The organism is Vibrio sp. V19_P1S1T109, from assembly GCF_002241375.1.
In the GTDB taxonomy this organism is placed as follows: Bacteria; Pseudomonadota; Gammaproteobacteria; order Enterobacterales; family Vibrionaceae; genus Vibrio; species Vibrio anguillarum.
On the sequence record NZ_NDIM01000004.1, the window covers coordinates 1 to 22,368 of the forward strand.

Consider the following 22,368-nt stretch of genomic DNA (forward strand, 5'->3'; position numbering starts at 1 on the left):
GCAATATCCTTGGTGATGGATGAATTCCATGATTAAACTATGAGATTCACTGAGCGAGGTTTCAAATGCAGCAGTCTGACAAACAGTACAACATTTTTACGCCCCAAGATGTGGACGTCATTTCAAAAGAAACACTGTTCCAAGGTTTTTTCCGCATGGTGAAATACCGCTTTAAACACAAGTTGTTTGAAGGTGGATGGAGTGAGGTGATTGAAAGAGAAATGTTTGAAAGAGGTCATGCTGCGGCTATGCTTCCTTATGATCCTGCGCGTGATGAAGTCGTGATTATAGAGCAAATTCGAGTTGGAGCACTAGAGCACGCCCATCCTTGGCAACTGGAGATTGTTGCTGGAGTCATCGACCCTAATGAAACGTCCGAGCAGGTTATTCGTCGAGAGGCGATGGAAGAGGCGGGAATTGAAGTGAACCGAATCGAAAAAATCAGCTCTTATTATCCATCATCTGGCGGATGCTCTGAATTACTCGACGTCTTTGTTGGTGAAATCGATGCAACGCAAGCTAAAGGCGTACATGGGCTTGACTATGAAGGTGAAGACATCAAAGTTCATGTCATGAGCCGTGAAGAGGCTTACCGCTTAGTGAAAAATGGCCAAATTGAGAATGGTGCCTCAATTATCGCTTTACAATGGTTAGAGCTAAACTATCAACAGTTACAATTGCAATGGCAGAATTAGCATTGAAAAAACCGTATCACGTTGATTTATCGGAATTAATGCGTGTGTACGAAACTAACTACGCGAAATTGAACGCTTTGTTACCAAGTCAGCCGAGCGTGGGTGACTTACGCTGTTATCAGGCCGCTCAAATGACCTATCAATTACAAGTGCTAGAGGTCACAAAGTACACAACTTTAGTGGAGATTTGTCAGAGTGATGACGTTTCAGTATTTCCATTACCGTCGATGTCTGTCAGGCTTTACCACGATGCACGTGTTTCCGAAGTGTGTGCAAGTGCGCGGATAAATCAGATCAAAGCTCGCTATGATTACCCGAATGAACAAATGATGCAAAAAGATGAGAAAGCGCAAATCAATCGCTTTTTAGGCGATTGGCTTACTTTCTGTTTAAAGCACGGGATTAGTCGAGCTCCAATTTAGTCTTCGTCATAGATGAAAATTAGTCATTCAATTTGGATTAATAAATTTTGAACGTGTCGCCAACTCTAGACAATTCAGACAGCATCAAGCTGCTACAAATTACCGATACGCATCTGTTTGCGCCGGATGATGGCAGCCTGTTGAGTGTTAATACGGTAGATAGCTTTCATGCTGTTGTGGCAGAGATCTGCGCACAAAGTGTTGAATTTGATGCAATTCTAGCCACGGGCGACATCTCGCAAGATCATAGTGCTGAGTCTTATCTTCGTTTCTCTCGTGGTATTTCCTCATTAGAAAAAACTTGTTTTTGGCTTCCCGGTAATCACGACTTTAAACCTAATATGGGCGCCGTATTCCCGTCAGAGCAGATTCAACAGTCGGAGCATGTATTACTCGGTGAACACTGGCAGATGGTGATGCTCGATTCTCAAGTGGTGGGCGTACCGCACGGACGGCTGAGCGATCAACAATTGGCTTTACTTGACGAAAAATTATCGACGCACCATCAGCGACACACCTTGATTGTGCTGCATCATCATCCTCTATTGGTGGGGAGCGCCTGGCTCGATCAACATAGCCTTAAAGACAGCGATGCTTTTTGGAATATCGTCACGCAACATCGCAATGTGAAAGCCGTCCTGTGTGGTCATGTTCATCAAAATATGGATAAACTCCATCACGGTGTCAGAGTGATGGCCACTCCCTCGACCTGTGTACAATTTAAGCCCAATTCAGATGATTTTGCTTTGGATCGCACTTCCCCAGGATGGCGTGAATTGACGCTATCTGCTGATGGTCAAATAGAAACTCAAGTCAAACGTTTAGCTAACGGCGCATTCCAACCGGATTTTAACGCTAATGGATACTGAGATGCCTACTCGTCAACCTATGCTGCTTTATATTCACGGCTTTAATAGCTCGCCGCTGTCGCACAAAGCACAAGTGATGGTGAAGTATTGCCAAATGCAGCGTCCTGATATCAAAGTGATGGTGCCTAAGTTACCCAGTTTTCCCGCGCAAGCTGCGGAATATCTACTTGATCTTATTCATCAACATCAAGATCAATATCGTATTGCGCTGGTGGGGAGTTCATTAGGCGGGTATTTGTCTATTTGGTTAAACCATTTGTTTGGTTTTCGTGCCGTGGTGATAAACCCAGCAATCAAACCGTATGAATTATTGGTCAATTTTTTAGGCGAACAAGTCAACCCCTACACGCAAGAGCACTATCGGCTAGAGGCGAAACATATTGAAGAGCTCAAAGCATTAGAGGTTAAAATTAATGACGTCACGTCATTTTGGTTGTTGCAACAAATGGGCGATGAAGTCTTAGATTACCGTCAAGCCGTCGCTAAATTGACGGGAGCAAAACAGACGGTTGAATTTGGCGGCGATCATAGTTTTGTTAACTTTGAGCGATATCCGCGACAAATCATCGAATTCCTAGATCTCTGACCGATTCATTGAGGGGGGAGTCATAATTTTACCTGTAACTTACTTATCTCGCTTGACATAAGCAAGGCTCTTCCAGACTATGTCCTATCTATACTTTTGCAGTTTGTAATGCTGAAAAAATCAGCGTTGTTGTCGTTAATTAATCACAAGCACATCATTGATAAACTGCCGAAAAAGTAACGAATCATTTATCTATAAAAGCATTCCGTATTATGACTGAACAATATAATGCTGGGGCCATTGAAGTTCTTAATGGTTTAGAACCAGTACGTCGCCGACCTGGGATGTATACGGACACCGCGCGACCTAACCATTTAGGCCAAGAAGTTATCGATAACAGTGTCGATGAAGCGCTAGCCGGATATGCCTCCAAGGTACAAGTTATTCTCCACGCAGATCAATCACTTGAAGTGATCGATGATGGGCGTGGTATGCCTGTTGATATTCACCCTGAAGAGAAAATATCAGGCGTTGAGCTTATCTTCTGTAAATTGCATGCGGGTGGTAAGTTTTCAAACAAAAGCTACCAGTTCTCCGGTGGTTTACATGGGGTAGGTATTTCCGTAGTGAATGCCTTATCCAAGCGTGTGGAAGTGACTGTTCGCCGTGATGGGCAAATATATGAAATGGCGTTTGAGCACGGTAATAAAGTCGAGGAATTGACGGTGACTGGCACCTGTGGTCGTCGCAATAAAGGGACGAGTGTCCACTTTTGGCCCGATACCAGCTACTTTGATTCGCCTAACTTTTCAGTGACTCGCCTAATCAATAATTTGCGCGCTAAAGCGGTACTTTGCCCGGGGCTCGAGATCACCTTTAGTGATAAGGTTAACAATCTTGAGCACCGTTGGTACTACGAAGACGGCTTAAAAGATTATCTCGCAGAAGGCGTAAAGGATTACACTTTATTACCCGAAGAGCCATTTACGGGTGAGTTTGTCGCTGAAACTGAAGCGGCCAACTGGGCAGTGATTTGGCTACCTGAAGGTGGTGAGATGATCACTGAAAGCTATGTTAACTTAATCCCGACCGCACAAGGTGGTACGCACGTTAATGGCTTACGCCAAGGGTTGCTCGATGCGATGCGTGAATTCTGTGAATTCCGCAACCTGTTGCCGCGTGGCGTTAAGTTAACTGGTGAAGATGTCTTTGACCGCTGTTCTTATGTGTTGTCGGTTAAGATGCAAGACCCACAGTTTGCAGGGCAAACTAAAGAGCGCCTTTCTTCACGTCAAACCGCGGCTTTTGTTTCAGGTGTGATAAAAGACTCCTTCAGTTTATGGCTGAATGAAAAACCACAACTCGCTGAATTACTTGCCGAAGTGTGCATAGCCAATGCGCATCGCCGCATGCGAGCCAGCAAAAAAGTGGTACGGAAAAAAATCGCATCAGGCCCCGCGCTCCCCGGTAAATTGACCGATTGTTCAGTGCAAGACCTGAGCCGCACGGAAATCTTCTTTGTCGAAGGGGATTCAGCAGGCGGCAGTGCTAAGCAAGCGCGCGATCGTGAATTTCAAGCGGTTATGCCACTGCGTGGGAAAATTTTAAATACGTGGGAAGTGTCGGCAGACCAAGTGCTGGCTTCACAAGAAGTGCATGATATCTCTGTTGCGCTTGGGATTGATCCTGATAACGACGATCTCGATGGATTGCGTTACGGTAAAATCTGTATTCTCGCGGATGCGGACTCTGATGGTTTACATATTGCCACCTTGCTCTGCGCCTTATTTACCAAACATTTCCGAGCACTAGTCAAAGCGGGCCACATTTTTGTTGCGATGCCTCCTTTGTATCGGATCGACTGCGGCAAAGAGGTCTTTTATGCACTCGATGATGCTGAAAAAGAGGGCATTTTAGAGCGACTTAGCCAGAAAAAAGCCAAAATCAACGTCCAGCGATTTAAAGGTTTGGGTGAAATGAATCCGCTTCAATTGCGTGAAACAACGATGGATCCAAACACGCGCCGCTTGGTTCAACTGACCATTGATGATGCTGAAGCAACGGATGAGATGATGGACATGTTGCTAGGTAAAAAGCGTGCAGATGACCGCCGCGCATGGTTGCAACGTTATGGCGATATGGCAGAGGTGCAATAAATGTCAACTGAAATAACCTTTGATGGTGTTGAGAAACTGCCGCTGCGTAAGTTCACTGAAGACGCCTATCTCAATTATTCGATGTACGTCATCATGGACCGCGCACTGCCTTATATTGGCGATGGTTTAAAACCGGTACAGCGACGTATTATTTATGCGATGTCGGAGCTTGGACTCTCGGCGTCAGCCAAGTACAAAAAATCAGCGCGTACCGTTGGTGACGTGCTCGGTAAATACCACCCGCACGGTGATTCGGCCTGTTACGAAGCGATGGTATTAATGGCACAACCCTTTTCTTACCGCTATCCACTGGTGGATGGTCAAGGTAACTGGGGTGCTCCGGACGATCCAAAATCCTTCGCGGCGATGCGTTATACCGAAGCGAAACTGTCTAAATTCGCTGAAGTTTTACTGGGTGAGCTTGGACAAGGCAACGTTGATTGGCAGCCTAACTTTGATGGGACAATGCAAGAACCACAAATGCTGCCGGCGCGTTTACCTCATATTTTACTCAATGGCGTCACGGGAATTGCGGTGGGCATGGCGACCGATATCCCGCCACACAATGTGCGTGAAATTGCCGATGCGACGATTCACCTGATCGATAACCCGGAAGCGCAACTGCATGATGTGATGCAGTACGTGCAAGGGCCAGATTATCCGACCGAAGCGGAAATTATTTCACCCAGAATTGAAATTGAGAAAATATATCGCTCAGGTCGCGGCAGTATCAAAATGCGCGCGGTTTGGCATAAAGAGGGTAGTGATGTTGTGATCACAGCATTACCTCATCAAGTCTCAGGCGCTAAATTGCTCGAACAAATCGCTAACCAAATGCGCGCGAAGAAATTGCCAATGGTTGAAGATTTACGCGATGAATCGGATCACGAGAACCCTACGCGTATTGTTATTGTGCCGCGTTCTAACCGCGTAGATTGTGACTTGTTGATGAGCCACTTGTTCGCATCAACCGATCTAGAGAAAAGCTTCCGTGTTAACTTGAACATGATTGGCTTAAACAATCGTCCTGAAGTGAAAGGTTTAGTGACCATTCTTTCTGAGTGGATTGAGTTTCGTCGCACCACGGTTCGCCGCCGCTTACAGTACCGTCTTGATAAAGTCATGGCGCGTTTGCACATCTTGGAAGGTTTGCTCATTGCTTATCTGAATATTGATGAAGTGATTGAAATCATTCGTACTGAAGATGAACCTAAAGCGGTACTGATGGCCCGTTTTGGTATTAGTGCTATTCAAGCCGATGCGATTTTAGATACCAAACTTCGCCACTTAGCCAAACTTGAAGAGATGAAGATTCGTGGTGAGCAAGATGAGCTTGCCAAAGAGCGCGAAAAATTAGAGCAGTTGCTTGGTTCTGAGCGTCGCTTGAACACATTGTTGAAGAAAGAGATCAAAGCGGATGCTGAGAAGTACGGTGATGATCGCCGTTCACCACTGATTGAGCGTGCTGAATCTAAAGCGTTGACTGAGCGTGACCTTGTGCCAAGTGAAGCGATCACCGTTGTGCTTTCGGAAAAAGGCTGGGTACGTCATGCCAAAGGGCATGATGTGGATTGCCAAAGTTTGAGCTACAAATCCGGCGACCAGTATTTGGCTCATGCTTGTGGTAAGAGCAATCAACAGGTCGTATTCTTGGGTAGCGATGGTCGAAGTTATTCGCTTGAAGCTCACTCGCTACCTTCGGCGCGCAGTCAAGGTGAGCCGATTACGGGGCGTCTCAACATCACAGAGGGCTCGTCTATTCGCCAAGTAGTGATGGGGGAAGAGGATCAACTCTGGTTAGTGGGCTCGGATGCCGGTTATGGTTTTGTTTGTAAAGGTGGTGAACTGCTGTCGAAAAACCGTAGTGGTAAAGCCTTAGTTAATTTGCCTGAGAACTCAGAGGTAATGACGCCGCAGGCCATCGGTAATTTGGAGTCTGATGATATTTTAGCGATCACGAATCAGGGCCGAATGTTGCTATTCCCAATCAAAGATTTACCACAGCTAACCAAAGGCAAAGGCAACAAAATAATCAATATTCCTGCGGCTAAGTCCAAAGAGCGTGAAGAGTTTGTGTCACATTTAATCTCCTTGCCTCAAGGAGCGGCTATTACGCTCTATGCCGGCAAACGCAAACTTGGTTTAAAAGCCAGCGATCTAGAGAACTTCCGTGGTGAGCGTGGACGTCGAGGTAGCTTACTGCCGAGAGGGCTACAACGTGTTACTGCGATTGAGATTGAATCAGAACTTAGTGATTCAGATCTTGAGCAAGAGTAAAAGTCTATAAATAAAAGCCCCCTTCGTGAGTTGGGGGCTTTTTTATGTCTCTTTGTTTTTGGTGGCTTAGTTTATTCGCGTAGGTCTTCAACAATTGTCACGGGAAGTGTCATCTCTTCACCTTTACGTAAGATGAGCACATCGACAACGGTACCTGGGCGCAAGTCAGTGACAATTTCCATCACACTCTTGCGACCATTAATTTTTTTACCGCCAATTTTTAGAATAATGTCACGCTCTTTAAAACCAGCCGTTTCCGCAGGGCCATTGGGGTCAATGCCCAACACAACTATGCCGCCAATATGTTCACTGCCAAGTAAGCGAGATGTTACTGGCGTAATATCTTGCCCATCAATACCGATATAGCCGCGAATCACGCGTCCATCAGCAATGATTTTTTCCATAATGGTATTGGCTAATTTGTAAGGAATCGCGAATGATATACCATCGGTTTTCATTTCAGTTGCTTGTTGAAACGAAGCCGTGTTAATACCTACGAGCTCTCCTTGAGTGTTGACCAAAGCTCCACCGGAATTGCCTTCATTAATGGCCGCATCAGTTTGGATGAAAGCTTGACGTCCATCGGTACTGACTGATGAACGTTCAGTGGCAGAAATGATACCAAAAGTAGTGGTTTGTCCAAGGTTGTATGGATTGCCAATGGCCAGTACCACATCGCCAACTTTCACCGAGTAATTGGGATTTTGTGGAATAACGGGAAGGTTAGTTCCTTCGATTCGCAAAATTGCGATATCCGTGCGTCGATCTTTGCCTACTAATTGCGCGGCTGCGAGACGGCCATCTTGTAAGGCCGCTACGATTTGGTCGGCTTGGGCTACTACGTGATAGTTAGTAATGATGTACCCTTTCTCGCTCACAATCACACCAGAACCTAACCCTTGAATCGACAGTTTACTGCGATCGCTTTCGGTGTATTTTTGGTTGTAAATATTGACTACAGCAGGTGCGGCGCGGCGAACGGCTTGGTTAAACGAAATTTGCAAAGAGAGCGCATTGGGAGACTCTTCGGCCGCGATTTGCGGGAGAACATTTGAACGTAGCGAGGGAACCGCTAGTAAAATAACAATAGCAGCGAGAAGCCCAAGCCCCACTGAACGAAGTAAAAAGTTAAGCATATCTTCCCCAAACAAAACCCGCTATATACTCAGCTTATTTTACACCTGAGCTTGAGAGAGGAAGAATAGCACTACATGATTGAATAAGAAAAGGGCAGCATTTAAATGCTGCCCTGATCACTCGACAAGAGATTCTCACTAATTAGCGAATAACCAAGTAAATAGTTCTATCACCTCGTTGGATATTCAGCGCAAGTATGCTCGGCTTTTTCTCCAAAATTTCGCGTAATTGTGCGAGGTTTTTCACTCGTTGGCGGTTAACACCAATGATGATGTCCTCTTTTTGTAGTTGATACGCTTCTGCCGCTGACCCTTTCTCTATAGCAGTCACTTTAACGCCAGCGATTGGGTCTTGATCCGTCGTATTGGTCAGTGCCGCACCAGTCAACCCCGAGTGCAGTTGCTCTGCTTTAGTTGTGGTGTTGTTTTCACTCAAGGTTACGTCGAAGGTCTTGCTTTTACCATCGCGGATTACATCGATTGTGATTTTTTTACCTGCACCTAATGTTGCCACTTTGGCTCTTAATTCATTGAAGGTAGAAACGTTTTTTCCATTAATAGCTGTGATGACATCACCCGCTTTGATCCCTGCTTTATCGGCGGCGCTATCTTTGATAACTTGGCTAACAAACGCCCCTTTACTTGACTCATAGCCTAGCGCTTCAGCCAGTTCAGAGGTTATTTCACCCCCTTGAACGCCGAGCACGCCACGTTTTACCTCACCAAATTCTAAGATCTGTTCGGTCAAGTTTTTCATCATATTTGATGGTATTGCAAAACCTATCCCAACGTTGCCACCATTCGGCCCAAGAATCGCGGTATTAATCCCAATCAATTCACCATTGAGATTGACTAAGGCACCACCAGAGTTGCCACTGTTAATCGCGGCATCGGTCTGAATAAAGTTCTCAAAGTTTTCAAGATTAAGTCCACTTCGTCCTAGCGCAGAAACAATGCCGGAAGTCACCGTTTGACCAAGACCAAACGGGTTCCCGATCGCGACAGTGAAATCACCTACACGCAGTTTGTCTGAATCCGCGATACGAATTTGGGTTAAATTTTTTGCTTTTTTGAGTTTGATTAGCGCGATATCGGACATTTTATCGCCACCGACGAGCTCCGCATCGTATTCTCGGCCGTCGTATAGTTTGACGCGAATCTTATCAGCGCCATCGATGACGTGATAATTAGTCACAACATAACCTTTGTCTGCGTCAGTAATGACACCAGAGCCTAATGCTCTAAATGGCCGCTCTTGCGATTGGTCGATTGGGAAGTCAGGACCAAAGAAAAATCGAAACTGCTCGGGTAAACGTTGATGGGAGACTTGAGTTCCCTCAACTGAGATACTCACAACCGCTGGTGTCACTTGCTCTAGCATCGGTGCTAAGCTCGGCAGTGGCTCACCACTGACAGAAAAGGGTAGCGCTGCCATTGCGGGTAGTGGGGTGATGATTGAACTTAAACTTAACGATAGAGCGGTTAAAAGAAGTAAAGGTTTTTTCATCATAAGCTCCTTTGGAATAACTGTGTTCGAAGTTTAATATTTGTACGAAAGACAAAACTTCAACACTCTCGTGAGGTTTATGACTCAAAAACCTTTATAAAGTTCATGAATTCAGATTAAACGGCTTTCACCTTAACCACGTCTGCAGAATGAATGATCTCTTTTTTGGGGGTATTAAAAAGCCCTGTTGCGCCATTGGCATAATCTTTCGGTGGCTGTTCCAAAATGTCATCGTTGCTTTTATCTGTATCATTATGCAGAGCGATTTTTTTGATAAATGGGTTATCTTGCTCTGGCATATTCGGCAAAATTTCGGACGATGTTTTGGCCATGTGTTGATACAGTTTTGTATAATCTTTACCTAGTGTATCGAGTATTTCTGCTGCTTGAGCAAAGTGATCCGACAATTCTTGGCGTTGTTGTTCCAAACTAAATTTCGCGTTATCTAATTCTTTTTGTAGAGACTTTTGGTTTTTATATTGAGGTGTAGTCAATCTTGAAATGACCATTCCCAACACGGCCCCTACTAGCAAGCCTACAATGGCATATATCCAAGGCATAACAGCTCCTTATTGTTGTTATTTAACATGTTTTTTACCTGTTGGTTACACACGTCGCTTGGACATGTTACTATGACTGCTCTAGCCAATAAAGCGAAATACACGAAATAGCAGTTTCCATTTTCTTTAGTGCAGTAGGCGGTCATGACACCAAAACAGCGATATGAACACGATGTAAAAAAACTCGGTTTTCAGCGAGACTCTGCCCAAGAAAGCGCCGTCGATGCGCTGGATTTACTCTACCATCAGTTTCAGGATTATCTTAACCAACCAGTTAAGCCCTCCGCGGTTTGGACCAAATGGCTTGGCCGCCAACCTAAACAGCCTAACTTACCTAAAGGGCTCTATTTTTGGGGCGGTGTCGGGCGAGGAAAAACCTATCTAATGGATACGTTTTTTGAAGCTCTGCCAACCACTCGCAAAATGCGAGTGCATTTCCACCGTTTTATGTACCGAGTTCATGATGAGTTGAAGGCGCTGGCTGGAGTTGAAGAGCCTTTAGAAAAGGTTGCCGATATTTTTAAGTCTGAAACGGAAATTATCTGTTTTGATGAATTTTTTGTATCAGATATTACCGATGCGATGATTTTGGGCACCTTGTTTCAAGCACTGTTTAAGCGCGGCATTATCTTAGTGGCGACATCGAACATTCCACCGCACGACTTATACCGCAACGGCTTGCAGCGAGCACGCTTTCTCCCTGCAATTGCTTTGATTGAATCACACTGTCATGTGTTGAACGTCGATAGTGGCATTGATTATCGCTTAAGAACATTAGAGCAAGCGGAAATTTACCACTATCCATTGGATGAAGCAGCAAGCCACAATTTACAACATTACTATAGACAATTGGTTGGTGACGAGAAAAAAGAAGCACGCAGTGAGATTGAAATCAATCATCGCACCCTCTCTGTTGTAAAAGCTAGTGATGGTATTTTACATGCGACATTTGAACAGTTATGCCAAACGGCAAGAAGCCAAAATGATTACATTGAGTTGTCCAAAATTTACCATACAGTACTGCTGGCTGATGTGAAGCAAATGGATCGCGCCATCGATGATGCAGCGCGGCGTTTTATTGCGTTGATTGATGAATTTTACGAACGACATGTAAAAGTAATTATCTCCGCCGAAGTGGCGCTGGACGATCTGTATCTGCATGGGCAACTTGAGTTTGAATTCAAACGTTGTCAGTCGCGGTTAATTGAAATGCAAAGTCATGAGTATTTATCAAGGGAACATCTGGCCTAGCTCAATCCGAACACTTTTAAAGCAAAATAAAAAATTCGTGATTTTGTTCAAAAAGAGGTGATTTTTTCTACTGACTTCCCTATAATCCTGCGACCCACCGTTACTGCAGGCCTGTTTCTGTGAAACGAGAGGCCGAGAGAAACCAAACGCTCGAAGGGGCAACTTTGGACTCTTAGACAGTGGGGGCATTTTAATGCTCCTTTTAGTGTAAATTTTATTTAACGGGTTATTATTAGCATGAAAACTTTCGTTGCTAAACCAGAAACTGTAAAACGCGACTGGTATATCGTAGACGCTGAGGGTAAAACTCTAGGTCGTCTAGCAAGTGAAATTGCATCTCGCCTACGTGGCAAACATAAAGCTGAATACACTCCTCACGTAGACACTGGTGATTACATCATCGTTGTAAACGCTGAGAAAGTTACTGTAACAGGTAACAAAGCAGCAGCTAAAACTTACTACCGTCACACTGAATTTCCAGGCGGCTTAAAATCAATCACTTTCGACAAGCTGATTATTCGTAAGCCAGAGATGGTTATTGAGCTAGCGGTTAAAGGTATGCTACCACGTGGTCCTCTAGGCCGTGCTATGTACCGTAAGCTGAAAGTTTACGCTGGCGCTGAGCACAACCATGCTGCTCAACAACCAAAAGTACTAGACATCTAATTGGGGATTTCGAAAATGGCAGAGAATCAATACTACGGCACTGGCCGTCGCAAAAGCTCAGCTGCACGCGTTTTTATTAAACCAGGCAGCGGCAACATTGTAATCAACAAGCGTAGCCTTGATGTTTACTTTGGTCGTCCAACTTCTCGCATGGTTGTTAAACAACCTCTTGAGCTAGTTGAACTAACTGAGAAACTAGATCTATACATCACTGTTAAAGGTGGTGGTATTTCTGGTCAAGCTGGTGCTATCCGTCACGGTATCACTCGCGCTCTAATGGAATACGACGAATCACTACGTCCTGTTCTACGTGCAGCTGGCTACGTTACTCGCGACGCTCGTTGCGTTGAACGTAAGAAAGTTGGTCTGCGTAAAGCACGTCGTAAACCACAATTCTCTAAGCGTTAATCTTTTTTCAAAAGATTCGCTTCCAGTGTTACTGGATTGTGGTTCAAAAGCCCGGTATTTATACCGGGCTTTTTGTTTTTTGGTGTTAGCAAACACTCATTTTTTTAATCACATCATTTGGTTGTTGCTCTTTAATCTTCCTTTTGTGACCTCACGTGCGATTTACTTCACGAATGTTACGAAAAGGTAGCTTTATCTTGTCAAAAAGTAGGGTTTTATTTATGATTTGCCATCAAATAAATACAACTAGATTCGTATTTTGTTAGCCATGCTCTTGATAAGCGGAATAATAATAATCCACAGGGAGCAAATGGGAGAATGTTTGGATGAGCAATGCGCCTTTAAATAACGGTCGCAGACGTTTCTTAACCGCGACAACAGCCGTTGTCGGAGGGTTAGGAGCCGCTGCTGTCGCCGTTCCTTTTATTAAATCTTGGAACCCAAGTGCCAAAGCCAAAGCGGCTGGAGCCCCCGTTGAAGTTGAAATCGGTAAACTTGAAGAGGGGCAAATGGTTCGTGTTGAGTGGCGAGGAAAACCTGTTTGGGTTGTTCGTCGTTCTCAATCAGTGGTCGATGGGCTAAAAGATATCGAAAACCAACTTCGAGATCCTCAATCGGATGAGCAGCAGCAGCCTAATTATGCGCAAAATGCTTATCGATCGATTAAACCTGAATATTTCGTTGCTGTGGGTATTTGTACTCATCTTGGCTGTTCACCTACTTATTTGCCTGATTCTTTTAGTGAACAAGTTCAAGGGGTTAAATCTGGTTTTTTCTGTCCTTGCCATGGTTCGAAATTTGATATGGCGGGTCGAGTTTTTCAAGGTGTTCCGGCACCACTAAACTTGGTTATCCCTCAATATATGTATCTTAGCGATACTCGTATTGTCATAGGATTAGATGAGACCGGGGAGGCTGCATAATGCAAGTTTTACTTGATTGGGTAGAAAAGCGTTTACCTGCAATGAACGCTTACAAAAAACACCTATCTGAATATCCAATGCCGAAAAACTTTAACTTTTGGTATTTGTTTGGATCGTTAGCCATGTTGGTTCTTGTTAACCAACTGCTCACTGGTGTGTGGCTAACCATGAACTATGTGCCATCAGGTGAAGGGGCTTTTGCATCTGTTGAATACATAATGCGTGATGTTGAGTATGGTTGGTTACTGCGCTATATGCACTCCACTGGCGCTTCAGCTTTCTTTGTGGTGATTTATCTACATATGTTCCGTGGCTTAATTTACGGTTCCTATCAGAAGCCTCGTGAGCTGCTATGGCTATTTGGCATGCTGATCTTCTTAGTGTTGATGGCCGAAGCCTTTATGGGATACTTGCTACCATGGGGACAAATGTCCTATTGGGGAGCGCAAGTTATTATCTCTTTGTTCGGTGCAATCCCCGTTATCGGTGATGATTTAACTCTATGGATACGTGGTGACTACGTTATTTCAGGTGCCACTCTGAACCGTTTCTTTGCACTGCATGTGATTGCTTTACCTATTGTTTTATTGTTGCTAATTGTTCTCCATATATTAGCACTGCATGAAGTCGGCTCTAATAACCCTGACGGTATCGAAACCAAAGTACCAAAAGGGTCGATGGGCGATGATTATAAAACGCAGTTTAAATTTCACGACTACTACACCAAGAAATACGACATCATTGATTCGATTCCATTCCATCCTTACGGGACAGTGAAAGATCTTATTGGTGTAGCCGGTTTCTTAATCCTGTTCTGTTATGTGTTGTTCTTTAACCCAGAGATGGGGGGCTACTTCCTTGAGCCGCCTAACTTTGAAGCGGCAAACCCACTAAAAACGCCAGCACACATCGCACCTGTTTGGTATTTCACGCCTTTCTATGCAATTTTACGTGCTGTTCCTGATAAGTTAATTGGTGTGGCTGCGATGGGTGCATCGATTGTGGTGTTGTTCTTATTGCCATGGCTGGATCGTTGTAAGGTTCGTTCTTACCGTTATCGTAGTAAGTTCCACTTAATCAATATTATTCAGTTCACTATCTGCTTTATTGCGTTAGGTGTTTTAGGTGCGTTACCTGCGACAGCCACTTACACAATGCTTGCACGTATATTTAGCGTTGGTTACTTCATGTTCTTTGTTTTGTTGTTCTTCTACAGCAAAAATGAAGCAACGAAACCATTACCAGAGAGGGTGACATTTAAATGAAAAAGTGGATTGTAATTTTGTTTGCAATGCTGCCATCTCTTGCTTTGGCAGCTGGCGCAAATATACATTTAGATAAAGCAAATAATGATTTAACAGATCAAGCATCATTGCAGCATGGTGCAAAGCTATTCATGAACTACTGTTTTGGTTGCCACTCAACTCAGTACCAGCGTTATGAGCGTGTAGCGAATGATTTGAATATTCCCTCGGATTTGATGAAAGAGAATTTGATCTTTGATCCGAATGCCAAAATTGGTCAACTGATGGAGAATGCGATTCCAGATAAGTCTGCAGCGAAATGGTTTGGTGCGCCGCCACCTGATTTAACGCTGGTGGCCCGTGTTCGTGGTACTGACTGGTTGTATACTTACCTTCGCTCATTTTATGCCGATCCTAGCCGACCGTTTGGTGTAAACAACATTGTATTCCCAAGTGTAGGTATGCCTCATGTGCTTGAAGAGCTGCAAGGGGTTCCACAGCCTGTTTATGGCACTCACAGTGTTAATGGTGAGGAAGTGAAGAAGGTTGTTGGTGTCGAGTCCGATGGTACGGGTGAGCTGAGTAAAAGTGAATATGATCAAGCGGTCCGTGACATTGTTAACTTCCTTGAATATTCAGCAGAACCAGTCAAGCTTGAACGTCAAACTTTAGGTTGGTGGGTAATGGCATTCCTTGTGCTATTTACTATCGTGGTCGTTCTATTGAAGAAAGAATATTGGCGTGATGTGCATTAATTGTGCTACCATGCGGCGTTAATTTCTAATTTTTAGAATCTTCAATGGAGGCTTGGCCTCCATTGTTTTTATATCTGTAAGTGTGCTGGAGGGCTCCATGGCTGTAGCTGCCAATAAACGTTCTGTGATGACGCTATTTTCGAGTGCATCTGATATGTATAGTCATCAGGTACGTATTGTTCTAGCGGAAAAAGGTGTCAGTGTTGAAGTAGAATTAGTTGATGAAACCAATCTGCCAGCTGACCTTATTGAGCTAAACCCATATAAGACAGTACCAACGTTAGTTGATCGTGAGCTTGCTCTTTATGACTCAAAGATCATCATGGAATACCTAGATGAGCGTTTCCCTCATCCACCGCTGATGCCTGTTTATCCTGTGGCTCGTGGTAATAGCCGTTTGATGATTTACCGTATTGAGAAAAACTGGTACTCACTGGCTGAGAAAGTCGTGAAGGGTAATGCGGAAGAGTCAGAAGCAGCTCGTAATAAATTACGCAATGATCTGCTTACTCTTGGTCCTGTGTTCGCGGAATACGAATATTTCATGAGTGAAGAGTTTAGCCTCATTGACTGTTATTTAGCTCCATTACTATGGCGCTTACCTATTTTGGGTATTGATCTGATTGGTCCTGGCTCTAAAGAGCTTAAAGTATATATGAATCGTGTTTTTGAGCGTGATTCATTCTTGGCTTCTTTAACAGAAGCTGAACGTGAGATGCGTTTAGTTCGTTAAGGCAGTTTGATGGATATCTCTCAAATGACTCCTCGCCGACCTTATATGCTTAGAGCATTTTATGATTGGCTATTAGAAAATGAATTGACTCCTCATGTTGTTGTGGATGCCACTCTTACGGGTGTACGAGTGCCGATGGAGTTTGTGCAAGATGGACAAATTATCCTTAATCTTGCCCCAAGAGCGATAGGTAACCTTGAGCTTGGCAATGAAGCGATTACGTTCAATGCTCGCTTTGGTGGACGTCCTCATTCGGTCATAGTGCCTTTGTACGCAGTGCAAGCTATCTATGCACGTGAAAACGGTGCAGGTACTATGTTTGAACCTGAAGAGGCCTATATCCCTTATCTAGAAGCGGGCATAACAGAGGAATCTGAACAAGAGCCGATGTTAAGCGTTGCTTCTCAAGAAGATGAGGAATTATTAGAGACTCGAGCACAAGAAACCTCTCGGCCGAAGGGAAAACCAAGCTTAAGAGTTATTAAGTAACTCATTTTCACACATTAAGCAGTCATGATCGAAAAAGCAGCGATATTCGCTGCTTTTTTTCTAAAAAAACAAAGGATAACCGAGGTTATTCGCTGTATTGAAATGCCTTAATCACCTGTTTTACGCCTGATATGTTTCGAGCAATATCACTGGCTAGATTAGCCTGTTCCGCCGAGACATAGCCAAGTAAAAATACTTCTCTATTTTCTGTGATTACTTTGATTTTGATTGTGTTCAGTTCAGAATTGGCCAACAGCGCTGATTTTACTTTAGTCGTAATCCAACTGTCGTTACTGATTTCGCCAATTGATAAAGGCGCTTTTATTCTGACTTGATTATGAATGGTTTTGACCCCTTTTGTCTCACGTGCTTTATTTTCAAACTCATTGAGTAATCCGGAGTTTTCAGCTTGTCCCATCAACACGACAATCCCTTGATAAGAACTGGCCGTAATGCGAGTTTTTCCGTTAAAGGGGGCTTTATTGGCGATACCTGCTACTTCAAATTCGATGTTATTATCATTCCAAATTTCTTGAGTGGTTCGAGGGTCTGTTACTAGGCTCGCTGTTGTTGCCGCGCCAGCAAGGATAACTCCTGCACAACCTGATACAGCAAAGCTCAACAGTAGAATGAGTGAAAGTTTTAATCTATTCATTGTCTATTCTTCATGAGAAGGGAAAAGGACTTGATCAATCAAGTCACATAAGCAGTGTAGGGTGACCATATGAACTTCATGGATTCGAGCCGTCCGCTGCGAGGGGATGCGGATCTCCACATCATTTTCACCTAGAAGACCAGCCATTTCTCCACCGTCTTTGCCTGTGAGAGCGATAATCGTCATATCACGAGTCACAGCCGCTTCCATCGCTTTAATGATGTTTTTGCTGTTACCACTGGTTGAAATAGCCAACAAAACATCACCAGGTTGACCAAATGCACGTACCTGTTTCGAGAATATTTCTTGGTAGTGATAGTCGTTAGCAACTGCGGTTAACGTGGTATTGTCTGCGGTTAATGCAATGGCGGGTAAACTCGGGCGTTCAGTTTCAAAACGGTTCAGTAAGCAAGAAGAAAAAAGCTGGGCATTGGCCGAAGAGCCACCATTACCGCAACAGAGAATTTTATGACCGTTAAGTAGCGTTGCCACCATGGCTTGTGCAGCATGCGTGATCGCATGGGGTAGTGCTTCAGCAGCCGCAATTTGAATTTGGATGCTTTCGGTAAAACTGTCTTTAATGCTGTCGAGCATCGTTTATCCTTGAGTTATTGCGTTTTTAATCCACTCAATGTGGTGCACATCTTGGTGGATGGCGATCACATCGAAACGAAAATCGGTGTCATAGGGCGATAGGCCATGTTTCAGTAGCCATAAATTCGCGGTTTTCATCAACTTTGCCATTTTTGCGGTAGTAACCATTTCTGCGGCATGCCCATGACATTGGTTTTTTCTGTATTTAACCTCTACGAACACTAAGGTGTTTTTATCTCGCATAATGAGGTCGATTTCACCGACTTTGGTATTGAAGTTTTGTTCAATAAAAGCCAAACCACAACCTAATAAATAGTGTTTGGCTGCAGTTTCATACTGTTGACCAACTGCGCGGCGACTAAAGAGCGCCATGCACCGCCCAACTGATCTCTCTCTGTACCACGCATTGCTCATCAATACTTAATGTGCCTGTTTTGCCATCGATACTATACCCCTCGACGACCTTCATTTGTGGCAACTCAATCATTAACTGATAAGCATCCATACCTAATGCTTGTAAGCGTCGCTCGCTATTGGAGTTCTTTGGCCACAATTGGTTCATTTCATTATCCAGCATTGAATTGGGATGAATGAGTAATGGAATATCGCTATAAGTTACACCAGAGAGGTCTTCATACTGTGTGTTACCACTGTTACTACGAGAGTTTGAGAACAGTTTAGGTGGCTTAGTGTCAGGGTTAATTGCGACCTCGATAAAGGGTTTAATTAAAGTCAATTCTGCGCTGTTAGCCACGATATAAACCGAATCGATATCACGACGACTGCGGGGCAGGCTTTGTAAATCAATACCCATCAACACATCCATTTGCGCGATATTTTGTTGGCTATCTTGCAGACCAAATACTGAGTTAATGTTGCGTTGCAATTGACGCTTATCACCAAATAGGTTCACCGATACTTTATTCTTGCTGTATTTTTGCCATTCTGCGTTAAACGCTTCTACTACACGCTGGCCGTAATTACCTTGAGGAGCGAGTATTAAAGGGTACTGATAGCCTTGGCTAAACAGATACTTAGCGGCTTGTTCAACCTCTTGCTCTGGCGAAAGTGCAAGATAGCAAGTGTTAGGATGATCTTCAATTTGGTCTGGAATATTCAACGCCAGCGTAGGGATAGAAGCTAAGCGTGCTTGTTGAAGCTTATGTAGATTCTCTATGTTCTCTTTGATGAGTGGCCCAACAATGAAATCAATGTTTTTTTCAATCAGTTGTTTGTCTATGAGCACGGCGTCTTCGGCATTGGTATCAATCACAGTCAAGGTAGCATTGAGGTCACGGTTACGGTCATTCATCATCGCCATGATGAAGCCATCACGGATCAGTTGAGCTTGCGTGGCAAACTTTCCTGAAAGAGGAAGTAACAACGCGGTGTTAGTGGGCTTGATGATTTCCAGCGCTAAAATATCTTGTATCGCTTTAGGCGTATAACGAGCCGCTGGGTGATTGCTGTTTTCCGCAAGCCATTTTTCGAGCGTATTCTTCAACTGCGGAATATTGCTATTGAGCGTTTTCATATATACAGCCAGTTGTAGCCAGCCATCGAGCACGTTTTCGTTAGGCTCTGGATTTAATTGGGTAATTTCACGTTCGCTATAGTGATTGAAATTGAGCCAAATTTGATCGGCAATCGCCTCTTGCTCGGCATCATCAACGTAAGTGCTTAATGCAATAAGCTCCCTACTTGAATCAAAAGGGCGGCTGAGCGCGGTAAAAATATCGGCGCGCATTTGATGGTATTGAGCCCATGTTTCAGGGCTTAGCTTCCACCAAGCCTGAAAATTAAGCTGAGAGAGCGCTTGTGAAAACTGTTCCGCATTACTCAACAACTGCGCCTTAGCCATTTGCCATTCAGCTTGTTGCGCTTCAGAGAGCGACTGTTTGGCTAAGCGCATAATCAACAGTTGCGCTTGTTCGCTGTTGTTTTCGTTAATTGCGGCTTTAAGAGCCATGATCAACCAATCATTTTGCAGTGAACCTTGGCTACTATCTGCTTGCATCAAGTAAGTTTGCGCTGACTTGGTGGGATCTTGCGTAATATCGACTGAGGTGGGCGTCGACGGTGAAGACGAACACGCCGCCAAAGCCATTGCTAATGCAACGGGCGTGAATAAGCGTGGTACACTGAGTCTCGGATGGTTCTTCATAGCCATGAGTTCTTTCGTTATTCCGTGTAAAATTGTCTCTATATTAATCGTTGAAGTGATGGTAAACAAATGACAGATAGCAAAACCTTGCCAGCAGAGATCCCAACTCTCTACATTGTTCCTACGCCAATTGGCAATTTGGGTGATATTACCCAGCGAGCCATTGAAGTACTCTCAAGTGTTGATGTTATCGCTGCGGAAGATACACGCCATACTGGCAGACTTCTCGCTCACTTCAATATCCAGACTAAAACCTTTGCCTTGCATGATCACAACGAACAGCAAAAAGCACAAGTGTTAGTCGATAAATTATTATCAGGGCAATCTATTGCGTTGGTTTCTGATGCAGGAACGCCACTGATCAGTGATCCAGGGTACCATCTTGTCAATCAATGTCGTCAAGCTGGTGTGAGAGTTGTGCCACTTCCGGGCGCCTGTGCTGTGATTACTGCGCTCAGTGCATCAGGCTTGCCTTCTGATCGTTTCAGTTTTGAAGGTTTTTTGCCGCCGAAAAGCAAAGGGCGTAAAGATAAATTCCTAGAGATCGCTAAGGCTGAACGCACCTGTATTTTTTATGAGTCACCACACCGAATTAGCGAATCACTGCAAGATATGTTAGCTATCTTAGGGCCAGATCGTAACGTGGTGCTAGCCCGCGAGCTCACCAAAACCTTCGAGACGATTCAAGGTTTGCCGTTAGGCGAACTGATTAATTGGATTAATGAAGATGAGAACCGCAAGCGTGGTGAAATGGTGTTACTGATCCATGGTTACAGAGAAAGCGTGGACGATAGCTTGCCAGACGAAGCGTTGCGCAGTTTAGCGATTTTGACAAAAGAGCTGCCTCTGAAAAAAGCGGCCGCATTGGCGGCTGAAATTTATAACCTTAAGAAAAATGCCCTTTATAAGTGGGGGCTTGAAAACCTATCTGCTTAATTAGCCAGCGGCATCTTGATGTTTTAAATCGATGGATAATTAAACGCTTAAGCGTGAATTAAACACAGAAGTTGTTTGAGCCTAGACAGTACCTATCTTTCTCTATACAATCCGCCCTCGGAGTTGACTGGGTAGTCGCTGCTTCATTGATGTCCTTTAGCCTTGTGCTGGGGAGACTGATGGAGGGGAGGAAAGTCCGGGCTCCATAGAGCAGGGTGCCAGGTAACGCCTGGGGGGCGAAAGCCTACGACAAGTGCAGCAGAGAGAAGACCGCCGATGGCCCAATTTCTTCGGAATGGGCACAGGTAAGGGTGAAAGGGTGCGGTAAGAGCGCACCGTGCGTCTGGCAACAGTTCGTAGCAAGGTAAACTCCACCCGGAGCAAGACCAAATAGGCTTCCACATTGCGTTGCTCGCGTAAGGAAGCGGGTAGGTTGCTTGAGCCAGTGAGTGATTGCTGGCCTAGACGAATGGCTACTGCCGCGCAAGCGGAACAGAACCCGGCTTATACGTCAACTCCACCTATTGCAGACCCATCATAACTCTTGCGGTTATGATGGGTTTTTTGCTTTTTATTGACGAAAATTATTTCGTAAGCACTAAACTTAGCGCAATATCACGTGATGCCAACGTCAAGTGGTAGCGATGCGGCGTTAAATCAGTAAACTGAATACTTGCGCCGTAGCCGATTGCTATATTTCAGCTTTAGCCCGATGAGAAAACGATGACTGAACCTTTTCAACACATTTCTGTACTACTGAATGAATCCATTGATGGCCTTGCTATCAAACCAGACGGTATTTATATCGACGGCACGTTTGGCCGTGGTGGTCATAGTCGTACAATTCTCTCTAAGTTGGGTGACAATGGTCGTCTGTACAGCATAGATCGCGATCCACAAGCGATTGCTGAAGCTGGAAAAATTAACGACCCGCGTTTTACTATCATTCATGGCCCATTCTCTGGCATGGCACAATACGCTGAGCGCTACGATCTGGTCGGGAAAGTAGATGGAGTACTACTTGATTTAGGCGTTTCCTCGCCGCAGTTGGACGATGCCGAGCGCGGTTTTAGTTTCATGAAAGATGGCCCGCTTGATATGCGTATGGACCCGACGTCAGGGATCCCTGTCTCGCAGTGGCTTGCGCAAGCCGATTTGGACGACATTACTTGGGTGATTCGTGAATTTGGTGAAGACAAGCACGCGCGCCGTATTGCCAAAGCGATTGTCGCTTACCGTGAAGACGATGAAAAAGAGCCTCTGACGCGTACCAGTCAATTGGCTAAACTGATTTCAGAAGCCGCGCCGAAAAGCTTTAAAGAGAAAAAACACCCGGCTACGCGCTCATTTCAAGCATTTCGTATCTATATCAATAGTGAATTAGAAGAGATCGACACTGCAT

The 22,368-nt window shown here is 44.5% G+C and carries 23 protein-coding genes and 1 other RNA gene; 17 read left to right on the top strand and 7 right to left on the bottom strand.

The features are described from left to right. The first annotated feature begins 65 nt into the window (after window positions 1-65). The 6 genes from nudF to parC all read left to right on the top strand — a co-directional run bounded on the left by nudF (window position 66) and on the right by parC (window position 6,945). A complete protein-coding gene (gene nudF, locus B9J87_RS00150; RefSeq protein ID WP_017042670.1) occupies window positions 66-695 on the top strand; it encodes an ADP-ribose diphosphatase in 630 nt (209 codons plus the stop codon). After that, window positions 683-1,117 carry a DUF1249 family protein gene (locus B9J87_RS00155; protein WP_017042669.1) on the top strand — a complete coding sequence of 145 codons (435 nt, stop codon included), beginning with the start codon at window positions 683-685 and terminating at the stop codon, window positions 1,115-1,117. The genes nudF and B9J87_RS00155 overlap by 13 nt, the downstream gene beginning before the upstream one ends. A gap of 47 nt (window positions 1,118-1,164) precedes the next feature. After that, the gene (gene cpdA / locus B9J87_RS00160; protein WP_047691538.1) at window positions 1,165-1,986 is read left to right on the top strand and encodes a 3',5'-cyclic-AMP phosphodiesterase; all 822 of its coding nucleotides are present in this window, start codon (window positions 1,165-1,167) and stop codon (window positions 1,984-1,986) included. Next, the gene (gene yqiA / locus B9J87_RS00165; protein WP_017042667.1) at window positions 1,976-2,572 is read left to right on the top strand and encodes an esterase YqiA; all 597 of its coding nucleotides are present in this window, start codon (window positions 1,976-1,978) and stop codon (window positions 2,570-2,572) included. The genes cpdA and yqiA overlap by 11 nt, the downstream gene beginning before the upstream one ends. Before the next feature lie 212 nt (window positions 2,573-2,784). After that, window positions 2,785-4,668: a DNA topoisomerase IV subunit B gene (parE, locus tag B9J87_RS00170; RefSeq protein ID WP_094149137.1), complete on the top strand. Its 1,884-nt coding sequence runs from the start codon at window positions 2,785-2,787 to the stop codon at window positions 4,666-4,668. Then, window positions 4,669-6,945: a DNA topoisomerase IV subunit A gene (gene parC, locus B9J87_RS00175; RefSeq protein WP_017042665.1), complete on the top strand. Its 2,277-nt coding sequence runs from the start codon at window positions 4,669-4,671 to the stop codon at window positions 6,943-6,945. A gap of 71 nt (window positions 6,946-7,016) precedes the next feature. Here the strand turns inward: parC and degS are convergent, their stop codons facing one another. From degS to zapG, 3 genes are all read right to left on the bottom strand, one after another. Beyond that, on the bottom strand, window positions 7,017-8,081 hold the full coding sequence (gene degS, locus B9J87_RS00180; protein WP_026027947.1) for an outer membrane-stress sensor serine endopeptidase DegS: 1,065 nt from the start codon (window positions 8,079-8,081) through the stop codon (window positions 7,017-7,019). Window positions 8,082-8,223: 142 nt separating this feature from the next. Beyond that, window positions 8,224-9,588 carry a Do family serine endopeptidase gene (locus tag B9J87_RS00185; RefSeq protein WP_094149138.1) on the bottom strand — a complete coding sequence of 455 codons (1,365 nt, stop codon included), beginning with the start codon at window positions 9,586-9,588 and terminating at the stop codon, window positions 8,224-8,226. Window positions 9,589-9,704: 116 nt separating this feature from the next. Continuing rightward, on the bottom strand, window positions 9,705-10,148 hold the full coding sequence (gene zapG / locus B9J87_RS00190) for a Z-ring associated protein ZapG (RefSeq protein WP_013856064.1): 444 nt from the start codon (window positions 10,146-10,148) through the stop codon (window positions 9,705-9,707). 144 nt (window positions 10,149-10,292) lie between these two features. Between zapG and zapE the strand changes: the two genes are divergently transcribed. The 8 genes from zapE to sspB all read left to right on the top strand — a co-directional run bounded on the left by zapE (window position 10,293) and on the right by sspB (window position 16,617). After that, window positions 10,293-11,399 carry a cell division protein ZapE gene (gene zapE, locus B9J87_RS00195; RefSeq protein WP_094149139.1) on the top strand — a complete coding sequence of 369 codons (1,107 nt, stop codon included), beginning with the start codon at window positions 10,293-10,295 and terminating at the stop codon, window positions 11,397-11,399. 237 nt (window positions 11,400-11,636) lie between these two features. Further along, window positions 11,637-12,065, top strand: coding sequence for a 50S ribosomal protein L13 (gene rplM, locus B9J87_RS00205; protein WP_013856066.1), 429 nt, complete (start codon window positions 11,637-11,639; stop codon window positions 12,063-12,065). A 15-nt stretch (window positions 12,066-12,080) separates the two neighbouring features. Beyond that, window positions 12,081-12,473 carry a 30S ribosomal protein S9 gene (gene rpsI / locus B9J87_RS00210; RefSeq protein ID WP_010318040.1) on the top strand — a complete coding sequence of 131 codons (393 nt, stop codon included), beginning with the start codon at window positions 12,081-12,083 and terminating at the stop codon, window positions 12,471-12,473. Between the two features lie 326 nt (window positions 12,474-12,799). Continuing rightward, window positions 12,800-13,396, top strand: coding sequence for a ubiquinol-cytochrome c reductase iron-sulfur subunit (gene petA / locus B9J87_RS00215; RefSeq protein ID WP_010318038.1), 597 nt, complete (start codon window positions 12,800-12,802; stop codon window positions 13,394-13,396). After that, the gene (locus B9J87_RS00220; RefSeq protein WP_017046505.1) at window positions 13,396-14,661 is read left to right on the top strand and encodes a cytochrome b; all 1,266 of its coding nucleotides are present in this window, start codon (window positions 13,396-13,398) and stop codon (window positions 14,659-14,661) included. Before petA ends, B9J87_RS00220 begins: the two co-directional genes overlap by 1 nt. Beyond that, window positions 14,658-15,395, top strand: a complete 738-nt coding sequence (locus B9J87_RS00225) for a cytochrome c1 (RefSeq protein WP_094149140.1) — start codon at window positions 14,658-14,660, stop codon at window positions 15,393-15,395. Before B9J87_RS00220 ends, B9J87_RS00225 begins: the two co-directional genes overlap by 4 nt. 97 nt (window positions 15,396-15,492) lie before the next feature. Next, window positions 15,493-16,128 carry a stringent starvation protein SspA gene (gene sspA, locus B9J87_RS00230; protein ID WP_026027272.1) on the top strand — a complete coding sequence of 212 codons (636 nt, stop codon included), beginning with the start codon at window positions 15,493-15,495 and terminating at the stop codon, window positions 16,126-16,128. A 9-nt stretch (window positions 16,129-16,137) separates the two neighbouring features. Continuing rightward, window positions 16,138-16,617 carry a ClpXP protease specificity-enhancing factor gene (gene sspB / locus B9J87_RS00235; RefSeq protein ID WP_026027949.1) on the top strand — a complete coding sequence of 160 codons (480 nt, stop codon included), beginning with the start codon at window positions 16,138-16,140 and terminating at the stop codon, window positions 16,615-16,617. Window positions 16,618-16,702: 85 nt separating this feature from the next. Here the strand turns inward: sspB and B9J87_RS00240 are convergent, their stop codons facing one another. Genes B9J87_RS00240 through B9J87_RS00255 form a run of 4 tightly spaced genes read right to left on the bottom strand, consistent with a single transcriptional unit; the run spans window position 16,703 to window position 20,030 of the window. Next, window positions 16,703-17,272 carry a BON domain-containing protein gene (locus B9J87_RS00240; RefSeq protein WP_017042658.1) on the bottom strand — a complete coding sequence of 190 codons (570 nt, stop codon included), beginning with the start codon at window positions 17,270-17,272 and terminating at the stop codon, window positions 16,703-16,705. A 3-nt stretch (window positions 17,273-17,275) separates the two neighbouring features. Beyond that, window positions 17,276-17,866 (bottom strand): phosphoheptose isomerase, encoded by a 591-nt coding sequence (locus tag B9J87_RS00245; RefSeq protein ID WP_010318025.1) that lies wholly within the window; start codon window positions 17,864-17,866, stop codon window positions 17,276-17,278. Between the two features lie 3 nt (window positions 17,867-17,869). Further along, window positions 17,870-18,238 carry a YraN family protein gene (locus B9J87_RS00250; RefSeq protein WP_017046509.1) on the bottom strand — a complete coding sequence of 123 codons (369 nt, stop codon included), beginning with the start codon at window positions 18,236-18,238 and terminating at the stop codon, window positions 17,870-17,872. Beyond that, window positions 18,225-20,030, bottom strand: coding sequence for a penicillin-binding protein activator (locus B9J87_RS00255; protein ID WP_094149142.1), 1,806 nt, complete (start codon window positions 20,028-20,030; stop codon window positions 18,225-18,227). The genes B9J87_RS00250 and B9J87_RS00255 overlap by 14 nt, the downstream gene beginning before the upstream one ends. Before the next feature lie 69 nt (window positions 20,031-20,099). On the opposite strand from B9J87_RS00255, the gene rsmI reads away from it, so the two are divergent. The 3 genes from rsmI to rsmH form a co-directional block, all read left to right on the top strand. After that, window positions 20,100-20,966 carry a 16S rRNA (cytidine(1402)-2'-O)-methyltransferase gene (rsmI, locus tag B9J87_RS00260; RefSeq protein WP_013856074.1) on the top strand — a complete coding sequence of 289 codons (867 nt, stop codon included), beginning with the start codon at window positions 20,100-20,102 and terminating at the stop codon, window positions 20,964-20,966. 119 nt (window positions 20,967-21,085) lie between these two features. Beyond that, window positions 21,086-21,489, top strand: an RNA gene (gene rnpB / locus B9J87_RS00265) — RNase P RNA component class A. Between the two features lie 200 nt (window positions 21,490-21,689). Next, on the top strand, window positions 21,690-22,368 hold a 679-nt coding region (rsmH, locus tag B9J87_RS00270), incomplete at its 3' end, for a 16S rRNA (cytosine(1402)-N(4))-methyltransferase RsmH (RefSeq protein WP_094149141.1).